We start from the raw sequence: 17,271 nt of genomic DNA, 5'->3' as shown, positions 1-17,271 counted from the left end.
AATGCGCTCCGCCGAAGGCGAATCGCGTTCCTTTCCATCTTTAACGACAGCGGTGTAATTTTCACGCACATTTTCCGCGTGTCGAGACCCTCAAGTTCCACTTTAGGGTTGCTCACCTGCGGTTTTATAAGTCACACCCGCATCATCCGCCCCACGGTTCAGGCACTAAAAAGAGCCCGTGCAGCGCACACGCCTAAGCGGTGCTGCACGGGCCCACAAGAGCGATAAAGGCACCTGCGGGGGCACCCGTCGCCCTATCCGCGGGTGGTGACCAACTCAGGGTTGGAAATATTCCACTCGCGGCCTTCCATCTTCAACACTGTGGCAAAAGCATGCGCCTTGTCCTCATCGTTAGAATCGCTGGCACCCCAGAAGATGCGCCGGTCATCTTTGGTGGTAAAAGTCAGCGAATATTCGCCCGCCACTTCCAGCTTTGCTACTTGGTTACGGACGTCGTCGGAAAGCGCTGCAATCGCTCGCACGGCATCCTGGATTTGCGGCGAGCCGCTATCGACGGAGCCCGTCACCTCAACCGCGCCCGCGGGAGGCTCAGCGGAGGTAAATTCCTCGCCCTTATCATCGATCAGGAAGGGCTTATTATCGCGCTTTACAAACGCCACGGCCTTGTGCTCGGACACGTTGATGGTCAAGGTCGAAGGGAAATCGCGGGAGACTGTCGCCGAATCGACCCAGTCCAATCCAGCAACACCGGAAGCTGCCTCACGCGCGTTAACGCGTAGCAAATTTTCGCCCTTGGGAACCCCAGAGGCTTCCTCCACCTGTGCGGGATCGAGCTGGTGGACACCTTCCACCTGAAAATTGCGTACCTTCAGGACTGGAACTGTCCACATCACGGCGGCCGCTATGACGGCCACGGCGACAATTGCGGCGATGACCCCAGCGATGAGCTTTGCGGATACGCGCACTAGCTTGCCCGCAATTCATCGAGGATTTCCGCTGCCACCATGGTTACCGAGCCAGCACCAATGGTCAGCACCACATCGCCTGGCTCCGCCACCGACACGACGTCGCGGGCAGCGGCGGAAAAGTCTGGCTCGAAGATGACCTGCATTTCAGCGGGCATCTTATCGGTAATGATGCGGGAGGTAATTCCCTCCACGGGCTGTTCGCGAGCGCCGTAGATGTCGAGTACCACGGCGGCGTCGGCAAGCGAGAGTGCCTGGGCAAACTCGGCGTCGAATTCCATGGTGCGCGAGTACAGGTGCGGCTGGAAGCACGCGATGACGCGCCCGCCGTGGCCTTCCGCCTCGACCTTGGCGCGGGCGGCCCGCAGCACTGCCGCAACCTCGGTGGGATGGTGGGCATAGTCATCGAAGACGCGCACGGGCTTGCCCTGCTTGTCGACGCTCCCCCGGTACTCAAAGCGCCGGCGCACACCGCCAAAATCAGCCAATCCCTCGGCGATGGCGGCCGGGGTGCCGCCGGAGAGCACGCCGGCGATCAAGGCGCCCATGGAATTGAGCACCATGTGGTGGCCTGGGATCTGCAGCTCGTAGCGCACGGTTTCAGAAACGCCAGGAAGGTCGAGCTTGACGGTGGTGTCCATGCCTTCCGCGGTGGTCTCTTCGCGGACCAGCTCGGCGGCCAGTGGCACGGTAGAGGTAAAAGACTTCTCCGGCGAGCCGTAGGCCACGACGTTGATGCCGCGCTCGAGCGCCCGCTCGCCAGCGCGGGCAGCGTGCTCGTCTTCGGCGCAGACAACGAGGTAGCCGGTCTCCGGGGTGACCAAGTCAGCAAAGTCATCGAAGACTTGGAAGTAGGCTTCCTCGCTGTGGAAGAAGTCGAGGTGATCAGGCTCGATAGTCGTGAGCACCGCGACGTCCGGGCTATAGCGCAGCAGCGAGGCATCAGATTCATCGGCCTCGGCAACGAATGCCTCTCCGGTGCCACCGTGGGCATTGGTGCCCGCGCGATTGAGCTGGCCGCCGATGGCGAAGGAAGGATCGAGACCCGCGTGTTGCATCGCGCTCACGGTCATCGACGTGGTGGAGGTTTTGCCATGGGTGCCAGCCAGCAGCACCTGCTTGTGGCCCTCCATCAACGCGGCAAGCAGATCGGAGCGGCGAATTACCGGGATATCGTTATCCTTTGCGGCTACTAGCTCCGGATTATCTTGGGGAATGGCGGCGAAAGAAGTAACGACGACGGTGGGCAGTTCGCCAGACAGTCGCAGGTTTTCCGCGGCATGGCCGATGGCGACCTTGGCGCCCATGGTGCGCAGCACCTCAACCGGGGTGGAGTCTTTGACATCGGAACCTGTAACCACTCCGCCGCGAGCGGCGAGGATTCGCGCGAGTCCCGACATGCCGGAACCACCAATGCCGATGAGGTGGACGCGGCGCAGATCGTAGTGTGCGGGATCGGTCATTTACTTATCCTTCCTTCCAGCGGCGTCTTCGGCCTCGGATACGCGGGCGGCGATGCGGTCTGCGATGGAATTGGCCACGTCTCCGGCGCTGGCATGGGCGGCGGCGTGCGTCATCGACTCGAGGCGTTGCGGGTCATCGAGAATGCCGCGCACCTCGGAGATGAGTCGTTCTGCGGTCAGCTCCGCGTCCGGAATCTGGATGGCGGCGCCCGCCTCGACCACGTCGCGGGAATTGAGCGCCTGTTCGCCATTGCCGTGCGGCAGCGGAACGTAGATGGCCGGCAGGCCTGCGGCGGATACTTCGGCGACGGTCATCGCGCCAGAGCGGCACACGACGAGGTCGGCTACCGCAAGGGCGGAGCCCATGTCCTCGATATACGGCAGTGCGGCGTAGTTCGGGTGTTCTGCGGGCGGGTCATTCTTCTTGCCATAGGCGTGCAGAAGCTGGAAGTCCTGTGCCAAGTTCTCCACCGCTCCAGCAACGGCGCGGTTGATGCTGGCTGCGCCTTGGGACCCGCCGGTGATGAGAATGGTGGGAAGCTCGGCCAGGTTCCACTTGGTGCGCGCGTCTGCGGCCAGGTTGCCATTCGGGTCGTCTGCCAGGCTCGGGCGAACGGGGATGCCAACGACCTCGCCCGGCATGCCAGAATCTGGGTGCGCGTTGAGCCCAATGCCACCCATCTTCACACCGAGCTTATTGGCCATGCCAGCCAAAGCATTGGTCTCTAGAACATAAAACGGGATGCCGAGGGACCGCGCAGCGATATAGGCCGGCCCGGCCACGTAGCCGCCGGTACCAAAGACGACATCCGCCTCGACGTCCTTGAGCACCTGCTTGGCCTCCCCCACCGCGCGGGAGAGGTTAAACGGTAGCTTGAAGAGCTGCGCGTTGACCTTGCGCGGGATTGGCACGGGGGTAATCAGGCTCAGGTCCACGCCGCGGGCGGGAATGATATCGCGCTCGAGGCCCTTTTCGGTACCGAGAGCGGTGATGCGTGCGCCGTGGCGCTCGCGCAAAGCTTCGCCCACGGCGAGGGCGGGTTCAATGTGTCCGGCGGTGCCGCCACCTGCGATGACGACGGAAATAGGCGTGGAATTCATAGCCTAAAGGCTACCAGCGCCACCTAGCGATAGCGGCGCTCGGCGCGCGGATAGCGGCGGCCGCTTCCGGTCACGGGGCGACCAAAACGCTCCTCGCGCACGCGGGAGCGCGGCTCCTGCGGGCGGGCGTGACGGCCCTGCTGCTTCTTCTTCGGCTTCGGCACTGGCTGCGGCTCGCCGATGAACAAGAGGCGGTCGAACAGCGGGCGGCCGAAATTCTGCATGGCAGAAATTTGCATCGGCTCGTGACGCGCCACGTTGCACAGGATGCCCATCGAGCCAATCGTGATGATCGCCGCGGTACCGCCGGCAGAAATCATGGGCAGCTGAATACCGGTCACCGGCAGCAGGCCAATGACGTAGCCAATATTCACGAAGGCCTGCGTGACCACACCGATGGTCAGCGTTGCGGCCAGCAGGGACTGGAACTGGTTCTGTGCGCGCATCGCGGTGCGCAAGCCCACATAGCCCAGTGCGGCGAATAGCACGATGACGAGCGCACCGCCCCACCAGCCGAGTTCCTCACCCACGATGGCGAAAATAAAGTCATTTTTCGCCTCGGGCAGGTAGAACCACTTGGCACGGGATTGGCCGATGCCTACGCCCCAGAAGCCGCCGTCGGCAAGCGAGAGAAAGCCCTGATAGGACTGGAAACCCGTACCTTGAGTATCGGAGATATTGCCCACGAGGGCGTCGAAATAGGTGTGGAAGCGGTTGGACCGGAAGCCGCCAGAAAGGAAGATAAACAGCAAACCACACACGGCTGCGACGCCGATGGTCGCCGGAACGCGCCAGTCGACACCCGCGAAAATCAGGGTGAAGACAACCACGAGGGCAAAGGACAAAGCCATACCCAAATCGCCCTGAAAGACGATGAGCAAGAACATAACGCCGGCGATGAGGGAGTACATCATGAAGGGATCCGTCACCTTCATGGATTTGTGCTCCTTATCCGCCAATACGGTCGCACCAAACATGCCTACGGCGATGCGGGCAAGCTCCGAGGGCTGCAGGGAGAACGGTCCCAAGTAAATCCAGGACTGGGAACCTACCTCCTCGCGGCCGGTGCCCACGCCGGGGATCAGCACGGCGATGAGCAAAATGATGGACAAGCCCACAATCCACGGCACGCATTTGCGCAGGGTATGCGGCGACACCTTGAGGCCAAACCAAAAGGCAACGAGGCCCAAGAACACCATCACGCACTGGCGCAATGCCTGGTTCCATACTCCGCCGTCCTCGGTGAGGGAAGTAGCCATGGAGGAAGAAAAGACCATGAGCACGCCGATGCCCACGAGGAAGAAGATGATAAAGCGCAGCAGCTGGTAATCAAGGCCGGCTTCCTGGCGGGCGCGCTCGCGCAGCTCGCGAACGCGGTCGCCAAAACTCTTGGAGCGCGGGCGCTGCTGGGAGGTGGCCGTCATGTGTTCTCCTGATCCTTAAATCTAAAGCTCTAGTTACGGGTAAGCTCCCGCGCGGCCGCGGCGAATACATCACCGCGTTGAGCCATGCCGGTATACATATCCAACGATGCCGCAGCCGGCGCCAAAAGAACGGTATCCCCGGCGTCGGCGTGTTGCAGTGCAGCCTCCACCGCAGCATGCATGGCTGCGACAGGCTCCTGCGTTTCGATGACGTCCACTGGGGCATGCGGCGCATGCGCGGCTAGGGCGCTGGCAACTTCTTCCCTATCCACGCCCAGTACTACCGCGGCTTTGATGTGGGCGGCGTGCTTGGCGACGAGCCCGTCTACCTCCGCGCCCTTCAACTGCCCGCCGGCAATCCAGACCACGGAGTTGAGCCCCTTGAGCGCCGCATCCGCCGCGTGCGGGTTGGTGGCTTTGGAATTATCGATGAACCTGATGCCGGAATGCTCATGGACCACAGCGCCGCGGTGCCCGGCGACGGTATATGCGGCCAGCCCCTGCGCAATGGACTCCGGGGTGGCGCCTGCCAGACGCGCGACGCTGGCTGCGGCCGCAGCGTCTAGAACTCCTGCCAGGCCGGCGGGCTCAATGCCCTCAGCGGAGGCGAGATCCTCGCGCTTCTCGTTTAGCCGCGAAACAAGACGGCCGGCACTTACGCCCACCTCTCCCTGTGTAGGTTCAGCTGCGGTAAAGCCGCAGAGGTCTGTGGTATCTGCGGCGTAGCGGACCGCCTCGGCGTCATCCTTGCCCACCACAGCGACGTCACCGGAGAGCACCTTGGCCTTCGCGCGGGCATAGGCATCGAACGATCCGTGCCAATCCAGGTGGTCATCAGCCAAATTCAGTAGCACGCCCACATCGGGGCGCAAGTGGCTGGACCAATGCAACTGGAAAGAAGATAGTTCGGCGCAGAGAACGTCGACGCGAGGGGTGGCCGTGAGGGCGTCGAAAAGCGAAACGCCGATATTGCCCACCGCCAGTGCGCGCTTGCCGGTGCGCTTGGCATCTGCCTGCATAATCTGGGCCAACATGCCGGTAGTGGTGGTCTTGCCGTTGGTTCCGGTAACTACCAGCCAGGTACGCGGCGCGCCGAAGACGCCCGCGCGATCCAGGCGATACGCGAGCTCCACGTCGCCGATGACCTCTACCCCAGCGTCCTGGAGGGTGACCAACAAGGGCGAATCGGGACGCCAGCCCGGCGAAGTAACCACGAGGTCAAAATCGCCTTGGGCGGCAGAATCGACGGAGACGGTTGCTACCCCGTATTCCTCCGCCAATTCCGCCAGCGCGGTCTCGTTGGAATCTGCCACGGTGGTATCCACCCCGAGGCTTGCCAGCATAGCGACGCAACCGCGCCCCGATACTCCCGCCCCGGCTACGAGCACTCGCCCGCGCAACGAGGATGGCAACTCGGTCATCTCTATTCCTCTTTCCTCGATAAAGCTAAAAAGGCGTGAGTCTTAGGAAGCAAAGCCGACGGCAGACAGCCAGTCGCCGTAGAAGATGCATACGCCGGCAATAGCGGCCATGGCGCTCAGCAGCCAGAAGCGGGTGACTACGGCGGTCTCAGCCCAGCCACCATTTTCAAAGTGGTGGTGGATGGGCGCCATGCGGAAGAAGCGCTTACCGGTGCTGCGGAAGACGATGATCTGGATAACCACGGAGACCGTCTCAATCACGAAGATGGCGCCGATGATGATCATAAGCAGCTCGGTGCGAGTCGTCACCGAGAGGCCGGCAACGAGGCCGCCGAGCGCAAGCGAACCAGTATCGCCCATGAAGATCTTTGCCGGCGCGGCATTCCACCACAAAAAGCCCAAGCAACCGCCCAGGCCAGCTGCAGCCAGCACGGCCAAGTCGAGCGGATCGCGAACTTCATAGCACCCTGCCGCTGGCGAGACGGCGCAAGAGTTGCGGAACTGCCAGAAGGAAATCAGTGCGTAGGCGCCCATCACCATCGCGGTGGTGCCTGCGGCCAAGCCGTCGAGTCCGTCGGTGAGGTTCACGGCGTTCGACCACGCAGCAATGAGTAGATAGAGAAAGACAAGGAAGACAATGGTGCCGATGATGGCGCCGCCCACGGCGATGTCGAAGGTCTCAAAATCGCGAACGAAGGAAAGATTGGTAGACGCTGGGGTCAATCCGTGCTCGTCTGGGAACTGCAGCGCCAGGATGCCGAAGATGAGCGCTACGGCCAGCTGACCTACCAGCTTGGCGGTCTTGTTCAGGCCAAGGTTGCGCTTTTTGAACAGCTTGATGAAGTCATCGGCAAAACCCAGACCGCCCAGGCCCATCGTGAGGAAGTAAACCAAGAGACCAGAGGGGCTAAAACCACCGTTACCGGTCACGCGGGCATAAATTCCCACTACGAGGTAGGCCACGGTGATGGCCAGCAGAATCGCCAGTCCGCCCATGGTGGGGGTGCCGCGCTTGCGCAGGTGCAGCTGCGGTCCGTCCTCGCGAATTTCTTGTCCCTTGCCTACCCCGGAAAAGTAGCGCACCAACATGGGAGTGGTAAAAATCGCGACGAGGAAGCTGAGGATGCCCGCGATAATGATCTGAGTCATTGCTAGAGGTCTTTCTCCTTGTACTGAGGACTAACGGCGATTGAGCTGTTCTGCCACGCGCCACAGGCGCTGGGCATTTGACGACTTGATGAGGACTACATCTTTGGCCTCGCGCCCGGTCCAATCTTCGATGCCGGCAGGCGCTACCCTGATGATGTCTTCGACCGCCGCCGCAGCGGCGTCAACATCCGGGCTGATAGTAGTATTTATACCCCGCGCCTGTGCGGCCTCGACCATGGCCCTCATATTATCGTTGTCTCCCACGGCCACGAGGTGGTCAACGTGGTACTTGGAAAGCACCTCTCCCAATGCGCGGTGGGCGGCCACCGCTTCTCCGCCGAGCTCGCCCATCTCACCGAGCACGGCGATGGCGCGGGCATCCGGTCGGGCGGCAGAGGTATAGGCCAGCGCGGCAATGGCCGCGTGCATGGAATCGGGGTTGGCGTTATAGGAATCATCGATGGTGGTTACTCCATCGCGGCGGGTACGCACGTCCATGCGGTGTTCCGAGGCATTCTGGTGTCCGGATAGCGCGTTAGCTACCACCTGCGGGTCCATGCCCGATTCGATAGCAGCCGCGGCGGCTGCCAAAGCGTTGGAAACCTGGTGCTTGCCAAAGACCTGCAGCTTCACCGGAAGTGGGTCCGTTCCCGGCGCATGCAGCACAAACGAGGGGCGGGCGACGTCATCGAGCTGGATATCGCTGGCGTAGTACTGGGCGTCGGAAGCCGGCGGCTTATTGGCCGAGTAGTAGACAACCTTGGCTGAGGTGCGCGGCGCCATGCCGGCGACGAAGGGATCATCGGCATTGAGCACGGCGACGCCGCCCTCAGCGGCCGAGGGCAAGGCTTCAACGAGCTCGCCTTTGGCCTGGGCAATATTCTCGCGTGAGCCAAACTCGCCCAAGTGCGCGGTACCAACGTTGAGTACCACACCGACGGTGGGCGCGGTGATGGTGGTCAGGTGGCGGATATGACCGATGCCGCGGGCAGACATTTCGGCGACTAGGAAGCGGGTGTGCTCATCGCAGCGCAACGCGGTATACGGCAGGCCGACTTCATTATTGAAGGAACCGGGAGGGGCAACGGTGTCGCCCTCTGCGCGGAAGATTGTGGCAAGCAGGTCCTTGGTGGAGGTTTTACCTGCCGAGCCGGTCACGCCGACGATGTCTAGGCCCTGCTCGGCGGTCAGGCGGCGCGTGACTTCTCGCGCGATATCGGATAGCGCCTGCACCACCGCGGCGGCCGAGCCGTCCTCGTCGTGGGCATAGATATCCGCGTTGGCGGCATCACCGGTAACGCGGCCTTGGGGCTTGACGACGACCGCCGGAACCCCCACCGGCCGCGCCGCCAGCACCGCCACTGCGCCCTGCTCGATGGCCTTTTCTGCATAATCGTGGCCATCCACGCGGGCCCCGGGCAGGGCAAGGAAGAGCCCGCCCTTTGTCACCTTGCGGGAATCGAATTCGATGAACCCGGTAACGCGCTGGTCTGGGTCAGACACGCAATCGAGGCTGCCCCCGGTGATTTCGGCAATATCGGCAATAGAAAGTGGAATCATGTCTACTCCTTCGCATCCCCAAGGGTATCGCGGTGCGGGGTTCCGGCCAGCTTTTCCTCGATAGCGCGGGCCATTTCCTCGCGGTCATCAAAGTGCAAGGTCTTTCCGTTCACAAGCTGTCCCACCTCGTGGCCCTTGCCCACGACGATGACGGCATCGCCCGGCTCGGCCCAATCGACGACCTCATCGATGGCACGGGCGCGGGAGCCTACCTCGCGGATATCACCCTCTGGGGCGGCGTCACGTGCGCCAGCCATCACCGCCGCGCGAATGGTGGCGGGGTCCTCGGAGCGAGGGTTGTCATCGGTCACCACGGTAAGGTCAGCGCGGCTGGCTGCGGCTGCGCCCATGATGGGGCGCTTAGAGCTATCGCGGTCTCCGCCGGCGCCGACGACAATGCCGACGCGGCCCGTGGTTCCCTCCAGCTGACCACGCAAGGTGTCGAGCACCGCAGCGATGGCCGCTGGCTTATGCGCATAGTCCACAACGGCCACAAAGTCTTGGCCGCGGTCGATGCGCTCCATACGGCCGGGGACCGCGACCTTCTCCACGCCCGATAGGAACTCCGCAGGGTCCTCTCCTACCGCGGTGGCCATGCCGAGCGCCAAGCAGGCATTGGCGATATTGAACTCGCCAGGCAGCGGCAGCCGGAAGGTGAAATCAGCGCCGTCATAATTCAGGGCTACCTCTTGGGCACCGGTGGCCTCGGTGGCGGTTTGGCGCGCGCTAATCGTGGCCGAAGCGCCCTGGGTGGCAACCGTAGTAACTGGGTGGCCGGCGCTCTTGGCGACGCCGCGCATGCGCTCGCCCCACTCATCATCGATGCAGAGGACGGCCCGCTCGGCCGCCTGCTCCCCAGCGAAAAGCTTCGCCTTAGCCTGGAAGTAGTCCTCCATTGTGGGGTGAAAATCGAGGTGGTCCTGGCTCAGGTTCGTAAACCCGCCTACCGCAAACCGAGTTCCGCGCACGCGTCCGAGCTCCAGTGCGTGCGAAGACACTTCCATCACCACATGGGTAACGCCCTCGTTCTTCATGCGCGCGAAAAGCTCTTGTAGGGTCGGCGCCTCAGGCGTGGTGAGCGAGGTGGGAACCGGCGTGCGGTTAATACGGGTACCGGTGGTTCCGATAAGGCCCACGGAGTGCCCTGCGTGGAGCAGGCCGGCCTCCAGCAGGTAGCTGGTGGTGGTCTTGCCGGAGGTGCCGGTAACGCCGATGACCGTCAGGTCACGGGTCGGGTGGCCATATATCTCAGCGGAGATTGGACCGAGCACGGCTCGAATATCCTCCACCACCACAATGGGGCGGGTCTCTTGGGCCTTGGTAAGCAGGTCGAGCCCGGCGGCGTCGGTAAGCACAGCTCCAGCCTTGGTATCGCGAGCGAACTGCGCTCCGTGTACGCGCGTGCCCGGCAGGGCGGCAAAGAGCGCGCCTTCCGGCAAACGCGAAGAATCCAGCCCGCACGCGGAGACCTCCACCGAGGCATCCCCAATGACGCGCCCGCCAGAAAGCTGGGCGAGAGTATCCAAAGAAACGGTCATACTAAGCTCCTATTGTGCCCGCAGGGTCAGCCGCGGTGCTGGTTTCGAAGTTGGAATATTGTCACGATTAAGTAGCCACGAGGCGATATCGCGGAAGATAGGTGCCGCCGACTGGCCGCCACCTCCATTGTCCTCCACGCCGGACTTAGGCTCATCCAGCATGACGGCAACAACGAAGCGCGGATCATCGGCCGGCGCAATGCCGGCAAAGGTGATCCAATAGGCGGAATTCGAATACGCCCCGGTATTTGGGTCCACCTTCTGGGCCGTACCGGTCTTGCCGGAAAGCTGATAGCCCTTAAGCTGCGCATTGTCGGCCGTACCGTTTTGCAGGCCGGCATCATCGTCTTGGAAGACGGCGCGGAACATATCCACCGTGGTCTTGGCGGTCTCTGGGCTCACCACCTGGTTCTTTTCCGGTTCCTCTAGCTTTTCGTCCTTGCCGTCCGGACCCTTGACCGAGTCAATGATGCGCGGCTCGATACGCTCACCACCATTGGCCAATGCTTGGTACACGCTGGCCATCTGCAAGGTGGTCCACGACTGGCCCTGACCAATAGGCAGGTTAGCGAAGGTGCCGCCGGACCATTGCTCCAAGTCTGGGACGCTGCCGGCCGATTCGTTCGGCAGCTCAATACCGGTGGTATTGCCCAACCCAAACTTCTTGAGGTACTCGGCGTACTTTTCTTGGCCCAACTTATCGGCGATCATCAAGGTGCCGACGTTGGAGGACTTACCAAAGATGCCGGTGGTGGTATACGGCTCGGTGCCGTGTTCCCAGGCATCGTTGACCGTCACGCCCGCCATATCGATGGAACCGGGGACCTGGTGCACCTCATCCGGGGTGGTCACGCCCTCCTGCAGTGCAGCAGCCGCGGTAACCACCTTGGCTACAGAACCCGGCTCATAAGGATGGGAGACGCTGCGGTTTTCAAAGTCCTTGCCCTCATCAAGCTGATCCTCAACATTCTTATTGGGATCCACGGTATCGGTATTGGCCATGGCAAGGACCTGGCCGGTGGCAGCATCGAGGACCACTGCTTCCGCACCGGAAGCCTTAGAGTTGGCCTTGGCCTTTTCCAGCTTCTGCTGAACGTAGGTCTGCAGGTCTAGGTCCAAAGTGAGGGTGACGTCGCGACCATCAACGGTATCCACGACGTCACGCAGCGTGCCCGGGATCACCTGGCCATCTGCGGAGACGTCCTCGGTGGACTGGCCATCAATGCCAGTAAGCTCCGTATCGCGCGCGGCCTCGAAACCAAACTGGCCATGGCCGTCCATCGACACCTTGCCCACAACGTTTTCACCAATGGCGCCGTTGGGGTACTGGCGGATGTCTTGGCGGTCCGCTGCCACTCCGTGGTACTTATTGGCGATCTCTACGGCAACATCCGGATCAACGTTGCGCACCAGTACCTCATACTGGGTATCGGCTTTGAGCTTATTGAGGATATCGTCCTTATCCACCTTGGAGGTCGAAGCGCCGGAATCCTCAATCAGCTTCGGGATTCCCTCAGACATGTCCTTGAGGGTCTCCTCCATCTTCTTGGTGAGGAAGCTATCCAGCTTCGTATCATCCATGCCCTCGGTCGAGCCATCTTTTTGGGCCTCGATCTCAGCCTTGTCTTTTAGCTCATCGCGCAGGCGGGTCGGCGAGACGGTCAAGGAACGAGACTTCATCGTGTAGGCCAAGCGCTGGCCATCGCGGTCCAGGATTTCTCCCCTACGGGCCGGCTCGATATAAACGCGCTCGCGCTGGGTGACGGCCTTGGCGGAAAGGTCCGGGCCCCACACAAGTTGTACCCAGGCCAAGCGGCCAGCGAGGACGACCATCGCCACGAGCACCACGGACACAATGATGCGCAGGCGTTTGCGCATCATCTTCTTTTGCGGCACCGCGGAGCTGGTCGAGCGGCGCGGGCGGCGCCTAGCCTTACTTGGCGTAGTCACAGTCCAGTGTCACCTTCCCTATTTCCGCCACAATTTCTTGCGTGTATTGATTGTGCCCTACAAAAGTGAGAATGCCCGCGCCACCACGCGCGAGCATCATCTTTTTCACCGATTATTCTTCTCTAGCTACTCGGCGCGGCTGGCATACGGCGCACGGGCAGGAAGGTTAGGTCGCGCATTGTCTTGGGCGGCACCGGCATCGCCGGTCTCGCGGTCCGAGTTGCGGTCACCGGCATCGCCACCATTGCTGGTGCGTTGCTGTCCCTGTGGCACGGCATTGAGGGAATCCGACATCCCCTCCGTATCCTTTGGGTCGCTAGAAGCCTGGCCCGGGCGGATTGGTTCACCGTTGACATCAATGAGTTTCTCGGTATCCGGGGTGCCTTCGCGCTTGTCGACGATCTTTCCGTCGCCGCCGACTTCCGCAATGCCCGGCTGCTTGGGAATAGCCATTCCCATTTCGTCCGCGCGGCGCGCAATATCAGCAGAAGAGCTGAGATTTTCTGCATCGCGGTTGAGGGTCTCAATCTGGTTATCCAGTTGGGAATCCTGCACGGTCAGCTGCTGGATGGCAAAGGTTTGCTTGGTGGACAGACCGGACAGCCACATGGCCAAGGCCACGCCGACGATAAGCAGCGTGAGGGAAATGACGCCCAACCGGGTTAGGAGCCCGTTCTTCTTCGGCTGCGGCTGCAGCTGACGGCCGCGGAAGCTCACTACCTGCTTCGAACCCAGGCGCTTGGTGCTGCGGTGCGGCACGCGAGTGCGGCTCGGAGCACGCGTAGTGCTGGGACGCTCGCGCAGCGCCGTCGGGGCTCCGGTATCGATTCCGGTGGTGAAGTCTCGGCTGGCGCCCATGGTGCGAGTGGCCTCTCTGTCGCGGCTGTCAGTCTTTAGGTGGTTGCGGCGTGGGATGGTGCTCATTGCCTGCCTCCCGGCGGTAGAAATTCTGGCATTCCCTCGAGTCTTTCGATGGCACGAACACGCACCGACGCGGCTCGCGAATTTTCCGCGATTTCCTCTTCAGAGGCCTTTTCCGCCCCGCGCGTAACGATCTTGAACTTCGGCGCGGTGCCTGGCAGATCCATCGGCAACCCAGCCGGCGTCTTGGAAGTGGTCAGTTCTTTGAAGGCTGCTTTAACGATGCGGTCTTCCAAAGATTGGTAGCTCATGAATACGGCACGGCCGCCTTCCGAAAGCGCTTGGGTTATAACCGGCAGGACATTTTCAATAGCTTCCAACTCGCGATTGACCTCAACCCGCAGCGCCTGGAAGGTGCGCTTGGCGGGGTGCCCTCCGGTACGGCGGGTCGCAGCGGGAATGACATCATAAAGTAGCTCAACGAGCCGCGCGGAGTTGACGAAAGGCTCCTTGTCGCGCTCTTTCAACACGGCGGAGGCAATTTTTCCCGCGAAACGTTCATCACCATAGGTTTTGAGAACGCGAGCCAAGTCACCGTGCGTATAGGTATTGAGTACATCCGCCGCAGTAATCCCTTGCGAAGGGTCCATGCGCATATCCAGCGGCGCATCCGCTTTATAAGCGAATCCGCGGTCTGCCTGGTCTAGCTGCATTGAGGAAACACCAAGGTCAAAAAGGGCCCCGGCAATGCCTACAGAGCGAGCCGAATCAAAGATATCGCCCTCCCCTTCCGCGATGGCGCTGCCCAGCTCATCGAATCGTGCATTAACGCCAACGAAGCGATCGCCGTAGGGCGCAAGACGTTCGGTGGCATTGCGCAGCGCCTGCTTATCGCGGTCAACGCCAATGACTCGAGCCTTGGGGAAAGATTCCAGGAAGTAGCGGGTGTGGCCACCGGCGCCCAAGGTGGCGTCGACAAGCACGGCCTTATCCCCCGCCGCTTCTACCTGGGGGCGCAGGAGATCAGCCATGCGCTCGCGCATGACCGGCACGTGGCCGTGGTTTTCGGCCACATCATAATTTAGGTCTTTGGTAGCCATGTCTCCCCGCAACCCCCTTTCTCAAATTCCCTAACTTCCAGTGGTGGAAAGCATGCGAGTGCGTATAGGGCCCTGTCCGAGGCAGGTTTCTGATATCGGGGAAGTACACCAGAATCATCCACCTCGGACAGAGTCCTTACACGCACTCTTGTGCAGGCTTAGAGCAAGCCCGCCAGCACGTCATCGGCATCTGCTGCCGAATAAGCATCTTCAGTTTGCGACTGGTACTCAGCCCACGCGGCTGCGTCCCAAATTTCGAGAAAGTCCACAGAGCCAACCACAACGCACTCCTTAGACAAGTTGGCATATTCCCGATGCCCCGCGGACAACGTAATGCGCCCATGCCCATCCGGCCGCTGTTCGTCCGCACTCGCTGCCAAGTTACGAATGAAAGCTCGTGCTTCTGGGTTGGTTCGAGAAACCGCCGCAGCCTTCCGTGCGCGTGCCGCAAATTCCTCCCGCGGGTACACGGCCAACGAGTGGTCCTGCCCCTTGGTGACCATGAGGCCACCCGCGAGTTCATCGCGAAACTTTGCCGGAAGCGTAAGACGTCCCTTGTCATCGAGCTTCGGAGTGTAGGTTCCGAGAAACATCCCGGCGTCCACCTTCCTTACTCGAAAACTCCGGATTCTCTTACTTCAGAATCGAGGCCCTTGAGCCCCTCTTTCCTCCGCTGCGCCCCACTCTACCCCACTTTCCCCCACCTAACCCACTTAAAGCGGCGTGTCCCCCGGATTACTCTCGATTACTTGCAGCTAGATAATGGTTTTTCCAGTGGGAAGAAATCCCACAAAAGGCCTTGACAGTCTGCCGCAACCACCCCTTTGACCCCACTCGCAACACCAACATAATGAGCCCCACTCCGCACACCAACCCCATATGCTGTGTTATCGAGGACTTTTAGCTAAGTCCATGGGGCAACCACCCCACCATTGCCCACCCAGCGCCTCATCCGTGGGGCAAAGTGGGGAATTTTGGCGCGGCACAAAAATCCCCGGTTGACCCTTACTGGGCCAACCGGGGCAAACTGAATTAAAAAGCGCTAACGCTCCTCAAAGCGGCGACGGAAGTTTTCCTCCAACTTGCCGCTGACTCCACCACTGCGGGACGCGGACTTCTTTGCACGAGCGCCGGAATAATGGCCCTGGGCAGAATGCCCAGATCCGTCTCCGCGCAACATCCACACGCCGGCAGCAAACATCACCAAAAAGCCCGCGATAGAAAGCACGATAAACCACAGGCTTTGCTGCGCGAGAGCAACACCGCCGACAAGCATGCAAAGGCCAACAACAACGAGCGCTACACCTCGGAGGGTTACCGCACCGCCAGATCCGCCAAACGACGTAGGCTCAGAAACGGAAGCGCCAAACTTAGGATCGTCAGCAAGTAACGATTCCTCAATTTCACGGAGCGTGCGCTGCTCCTGCTCGGAAAGAGACACTGTTCCTCCAACTAGGGATTGAGCTTCGGGCGGTAATAGTTCTATCTATATTAACGCCCAGAATAATCAGTATGTTCCCCAAAAGGTAGTGAGCGCCCCCACGAAGTGACTACGCAGCAAAAGAGCCGAAAGTAGTCCCCGCCTCACTTTCATCCAAAAATTGTGCGGCATGCTGCATGAGGCCATAAACATATTCCTCGCTCGGCGCTTCATCCAGCCCCGAAGACACGCGCGCACGAGTCCGCGAATATCCCTTAAAGGATTCAGCCCACCGCTTGTCTTCCACACCGACGAGCGCTAAACGATCCCACGCACTGGAGGGAAGGCGGCGGCGCCGAGCCACTACAGATGCAGCTACTCGTGCGCCAGCAGTACGTAGAGCCGATTGGTACGCCACCTCTAAGGCTTGATCGAATCGCCCCTCAGCCGCATAACCGCGCGCCGCGTCTAATAATTCTCGTGCCTGAAAGAGGAACCGTGCCCGCTTGCCGCCTTCTCGCCCAAGAGAACGGGTACGCGTTGCCGAAATAATCTGTGCCATTGTCTTTGCCCTTAACTAAATAAATAACGTCGTTGAACTGCCCCCGACCCTAAGCAAGCCGCCAGACATTCCACCCTTGACAATAGTTCACGTGTTCGATTTGATCAACGTTAATTGCAGGCCACAACTTAACTGCAGCCCGCTTGTTCGATTCCCTATTGCGGCTTTCGAAGAACGGAGTGAGCCTCGCTTTCCCTCCGCTACAGACATCTGGTGTCATAGGAAGTGTGAGCTTTGAAATTCGCCGCCTAACCCCGCCGGAATTCTCCCTGCTAGCCCCGCAGTTGGTGGAAATCTACATCGAGGCAATGCACTACAATCCCGCGATCTTGCATAGCCGCATCTCAAGCTGGCGAAATGACGTGACCCGCCCCGGATTCAGCGCGCAGATTGTCACCCATGACAATGGCATCGTCGGCGTGGCCTATGGGTTCTTAGGCTCCCCAGATAGCTGGTGGGACGCTGAGCTTCGCCGGGGGCTCCGACTACAAGGCGGGCCCACCGAAGAGCAATGGGACATTGTGCGCAACTACTTTGAGTTGGCAGAGATTCACGTCTTGCCGCAGTACCAGGGGCACGGCCTAGGCAGAAAACTATTAGAGGGATTGCTATGGAATGCCCCGGCGCGCTACGCACTGTTGTCCACGCCCGAGGTACCGAACGAGGATAACGGTGCCTTCCGCCTTTATAGAGCCGCCGGCTTCTTCGATGTCCTCCGTGATCATCTCTACCCCGCCGATTCCCGCCCCTTTGCCATATTGGGCGCGAGCCTGCCGCTGTAAACCTCTGTTATTTC

The 17,271-nt window shown here is 60.9% G+C and carries 15 protein-coding genes; 1 reads left to right on the top strand and 14 read right to left on the bottom strand.

Annotated elements, in window-relative coordinates:
- Nucleotides 1–254: 254 nt before the first annotated feature.
- From QP884_RS00630 to QP884_RS00565, 14 genes are all read right to left on the bottom strand, one after another.
- Nucleotides 255–926 (bottom strand): cell division protein FtsQ/DivIB, encoded by a 672-nt coding sequence (locus QP884_RS00630; RefSeq protein ID WP_284820163.1) that lies wholly within the window; start codon nucleotides 924–926, stop codon nucleotides 255–257.
- Nucleotides 926–2,389 (bottom strand): UDP-N-acetylmuramate--L-alanine ligase, encoded by a 1,464-nt coding sequence (gene murC, locus QP884_RS00625; protein ID WP_284820161.1) that lies wholly within the window; start codon nucleotides 2,387–2,389, stop codon nucleotides 926–928. Before murC ends, QP884_RS00630 begins: the two co-directional genes overlap by 1 nt.
- Nucleotides 2,390–3,490, bottom strand: coding sequence for an undecaprenyldiphospho-muramoylpentapeptide beta-N-acetylglucosaminyltransferase (gene murG / locus QP884_RS00620; protein WP_284820159.1), 1,101 nt, complete (start codon nucleotides 3,488–3,490; stop codon nucleotides 2,390–2,392).
- Between the two features lie 23 nt (nucleotides 3,491–3,513).
- Complete coding sequence (locus tag QP884_RS00615; RefSeq protein WP_250409956.1) at nucleotides 3,514–4,914, bottom strand: FtsW/RodA/SpoVE family cell cycle protein; 1,401 nt, start codon at nucleotides 4,912–4,914, stop codon at nucleotides 3,514–3,516.
- Nucleotides 4,915–4,943: 29 nt separating this feature from the next.
- Nucleotides 4,944–6,335 (bottom strand): UDP-N-acetylmuramoyl-L-alanine--D-glutamate ligase, encoded by a 1,392-nt coding sequence (gene murD / locus QP884_RS00610; protein ID WP_284820157.1) that lies wholly within the window; start codon nucleotides 6,333–6,335, stop codon nucleotides 4,944–4,946.
- Nucleotides 6,336–6,377: 42 nt separating this feature from the next.
- Entirely contained in the window at nucleotides 6,378–7,484 is a 1,107-nt protein-coding gene (mraY, locus tag QP884_RS00605; protein ID WP_005328919.1) for a phospho-N-acetylmuramoyl-pentapeptide-transferase, read from the bottom strand.
- 30 nt (nucleotides 7,485–7,514) lie between these two features.
- Complete coding sequence (locus tag QP884_RS00600; protein WP_005328922.1) at nucleotides 7,515–9,044, bottom strand: UDP-N-acetylmuramoyl-tripeptide--D-alanyl-D-alanine ligase; 1,530 nt, start codon at nucleotides 9,042–9,044, stop codon at nucleotides 7,515–7,517.
- Between the two features lie 2 nt (nucleotides 9,045–9,046).
- The gene (locus QP884_RS00595) at nucleotides 9,047–10,582 is read right to left on the bottom strand and encodes a UDP-N-acetylmuramoyl-L-alanyl-D-glutamate--2,6-diaminopimelate ligase (protein ID WP_284820154.1); all 1,536 of its coding nucleotides are present in this window, start codon (nucleotides 10,580–10,582) and stop codon (nucleotides 9,047–9,049) included.
- Between the two features lie 9 nt (nucleotides 10,583–10,591).
- Complete coding sequence (locus QP884_RS00590) at nucleotides 10,592–12,463, bottom strand: peptidoglycan D,D-transpeptidase FtsI family protein (protein ID WP_434736442.1); 1,872 nt, start codon at nucleotides 12,461–12,463, stop codon at nucleotides 10,592–10,594.
- A gap of 195 nt (nucleotides 12,464–12,658) precedes the next feature.
- Nucleotides 12,659–13,456: a hypothetical protein gene (locus QP884_RS00585; protein WP_284820153.1), complete on the bottom strand. Its 798-nt coding sequence runs from the start codon at nucleotides 13,454–13,456 to the stop codon at nucleotides 12,659–12,661.
- Complete coding sequence (rsmH, locus tag QP884_RS00580; protein ID WP_284820151.1) at nucleotides 13,453–14,493, bottom strand: 16S rRNA (cytosine(1402)-N(4))-methyltransferase RsmH; 1,041 nt, start codon at nucleotides 14,491–14,493, stop codon at nucleotides 13,453–13,455. Before rsmH ends, QP884_RS00585 begins: the two co-directional genes overlap by 4 nt.
- 158 nt (nucleotides 14,494–14,651) lie before the next feature.
- Nucleotides 14,652–15,086 (bottom strand): division/cell wall cluster transcriptional repressor MraZ, encoded by a 435-nt coding sequence (gene mraZ / locus QP884_RS00575; protein ID WP_005324499.1) that lies wholly within the window; start codon nucleotides 15,084–15,086, stop codon nucleotides 14,652–14,654.
- Nucleotides 15,087–15,535: 449 nt separating this feature from the next.
- Nucleotides 15,536–15,934: a DUF3040 domain-containing protein gene (locus tag QP884_RS00570; RefSeq protein ID WP_284820150.1), complete on the bottom strand. Its 399-nt coding sequence runs from the start codon at nucleotides 15,932–15,934 to the stop codon at nucleotides 15,536–15,538.
- Between the two features lie 109 nt (nucleotides 15,935–16,043).
- Nucleotides 16,044–16,475 carry an SAV_6107 family HEPN domain-containing protein gene (locus tag QP884_RS00565; RefSeq protein WP_204608338.1) on the bottom strand — a complete coding sequence of 144 codons (432 nt, stop codon included), beginning with the start codon at nucleotides 16,473–16,475 and terminating at the stop codon, nucleotides 16,044–16,046.
- Between the two features lie 227 nt (nucleotides 16,476–16,702).
- Here QP884_RS00565 and QP884_RS00560 point away from each other — a divergent pair, with 227 nt between their 5' ends.
- The gene (locus tag QP884_RS00560) at nucleotides 16,703–17,257 is read left to right on the top strand and encodes a GNAT family N-acetyltransferase (protein ID WP_239281491.1); all 555 of its coding nucleotides are present in this window, start codon (nucleotides 16,703–16,705) and stop codon (nucleotides 17,255–17,257) included.
- Nucleotides 17,258–17,271 lie beyond the last annotated feature (14 nt).

It is taken from the genome of Corynebacterium tuberculostearicum (genome assembly GCF_030229345.1).
Taxonomy (GTDB): Bacteria; Actinomycetota; Actinomycetes; order Mycobacteriales; family Mycobacteriaceae; genus Corynebacterium; species Corynebacterium tuberculostearicum_G.
The sequence above is the reverse complement of the archived record's forward strand: the minus strand, read 5'-3'. Positions and strand labels throughout refer to the sequence as shown.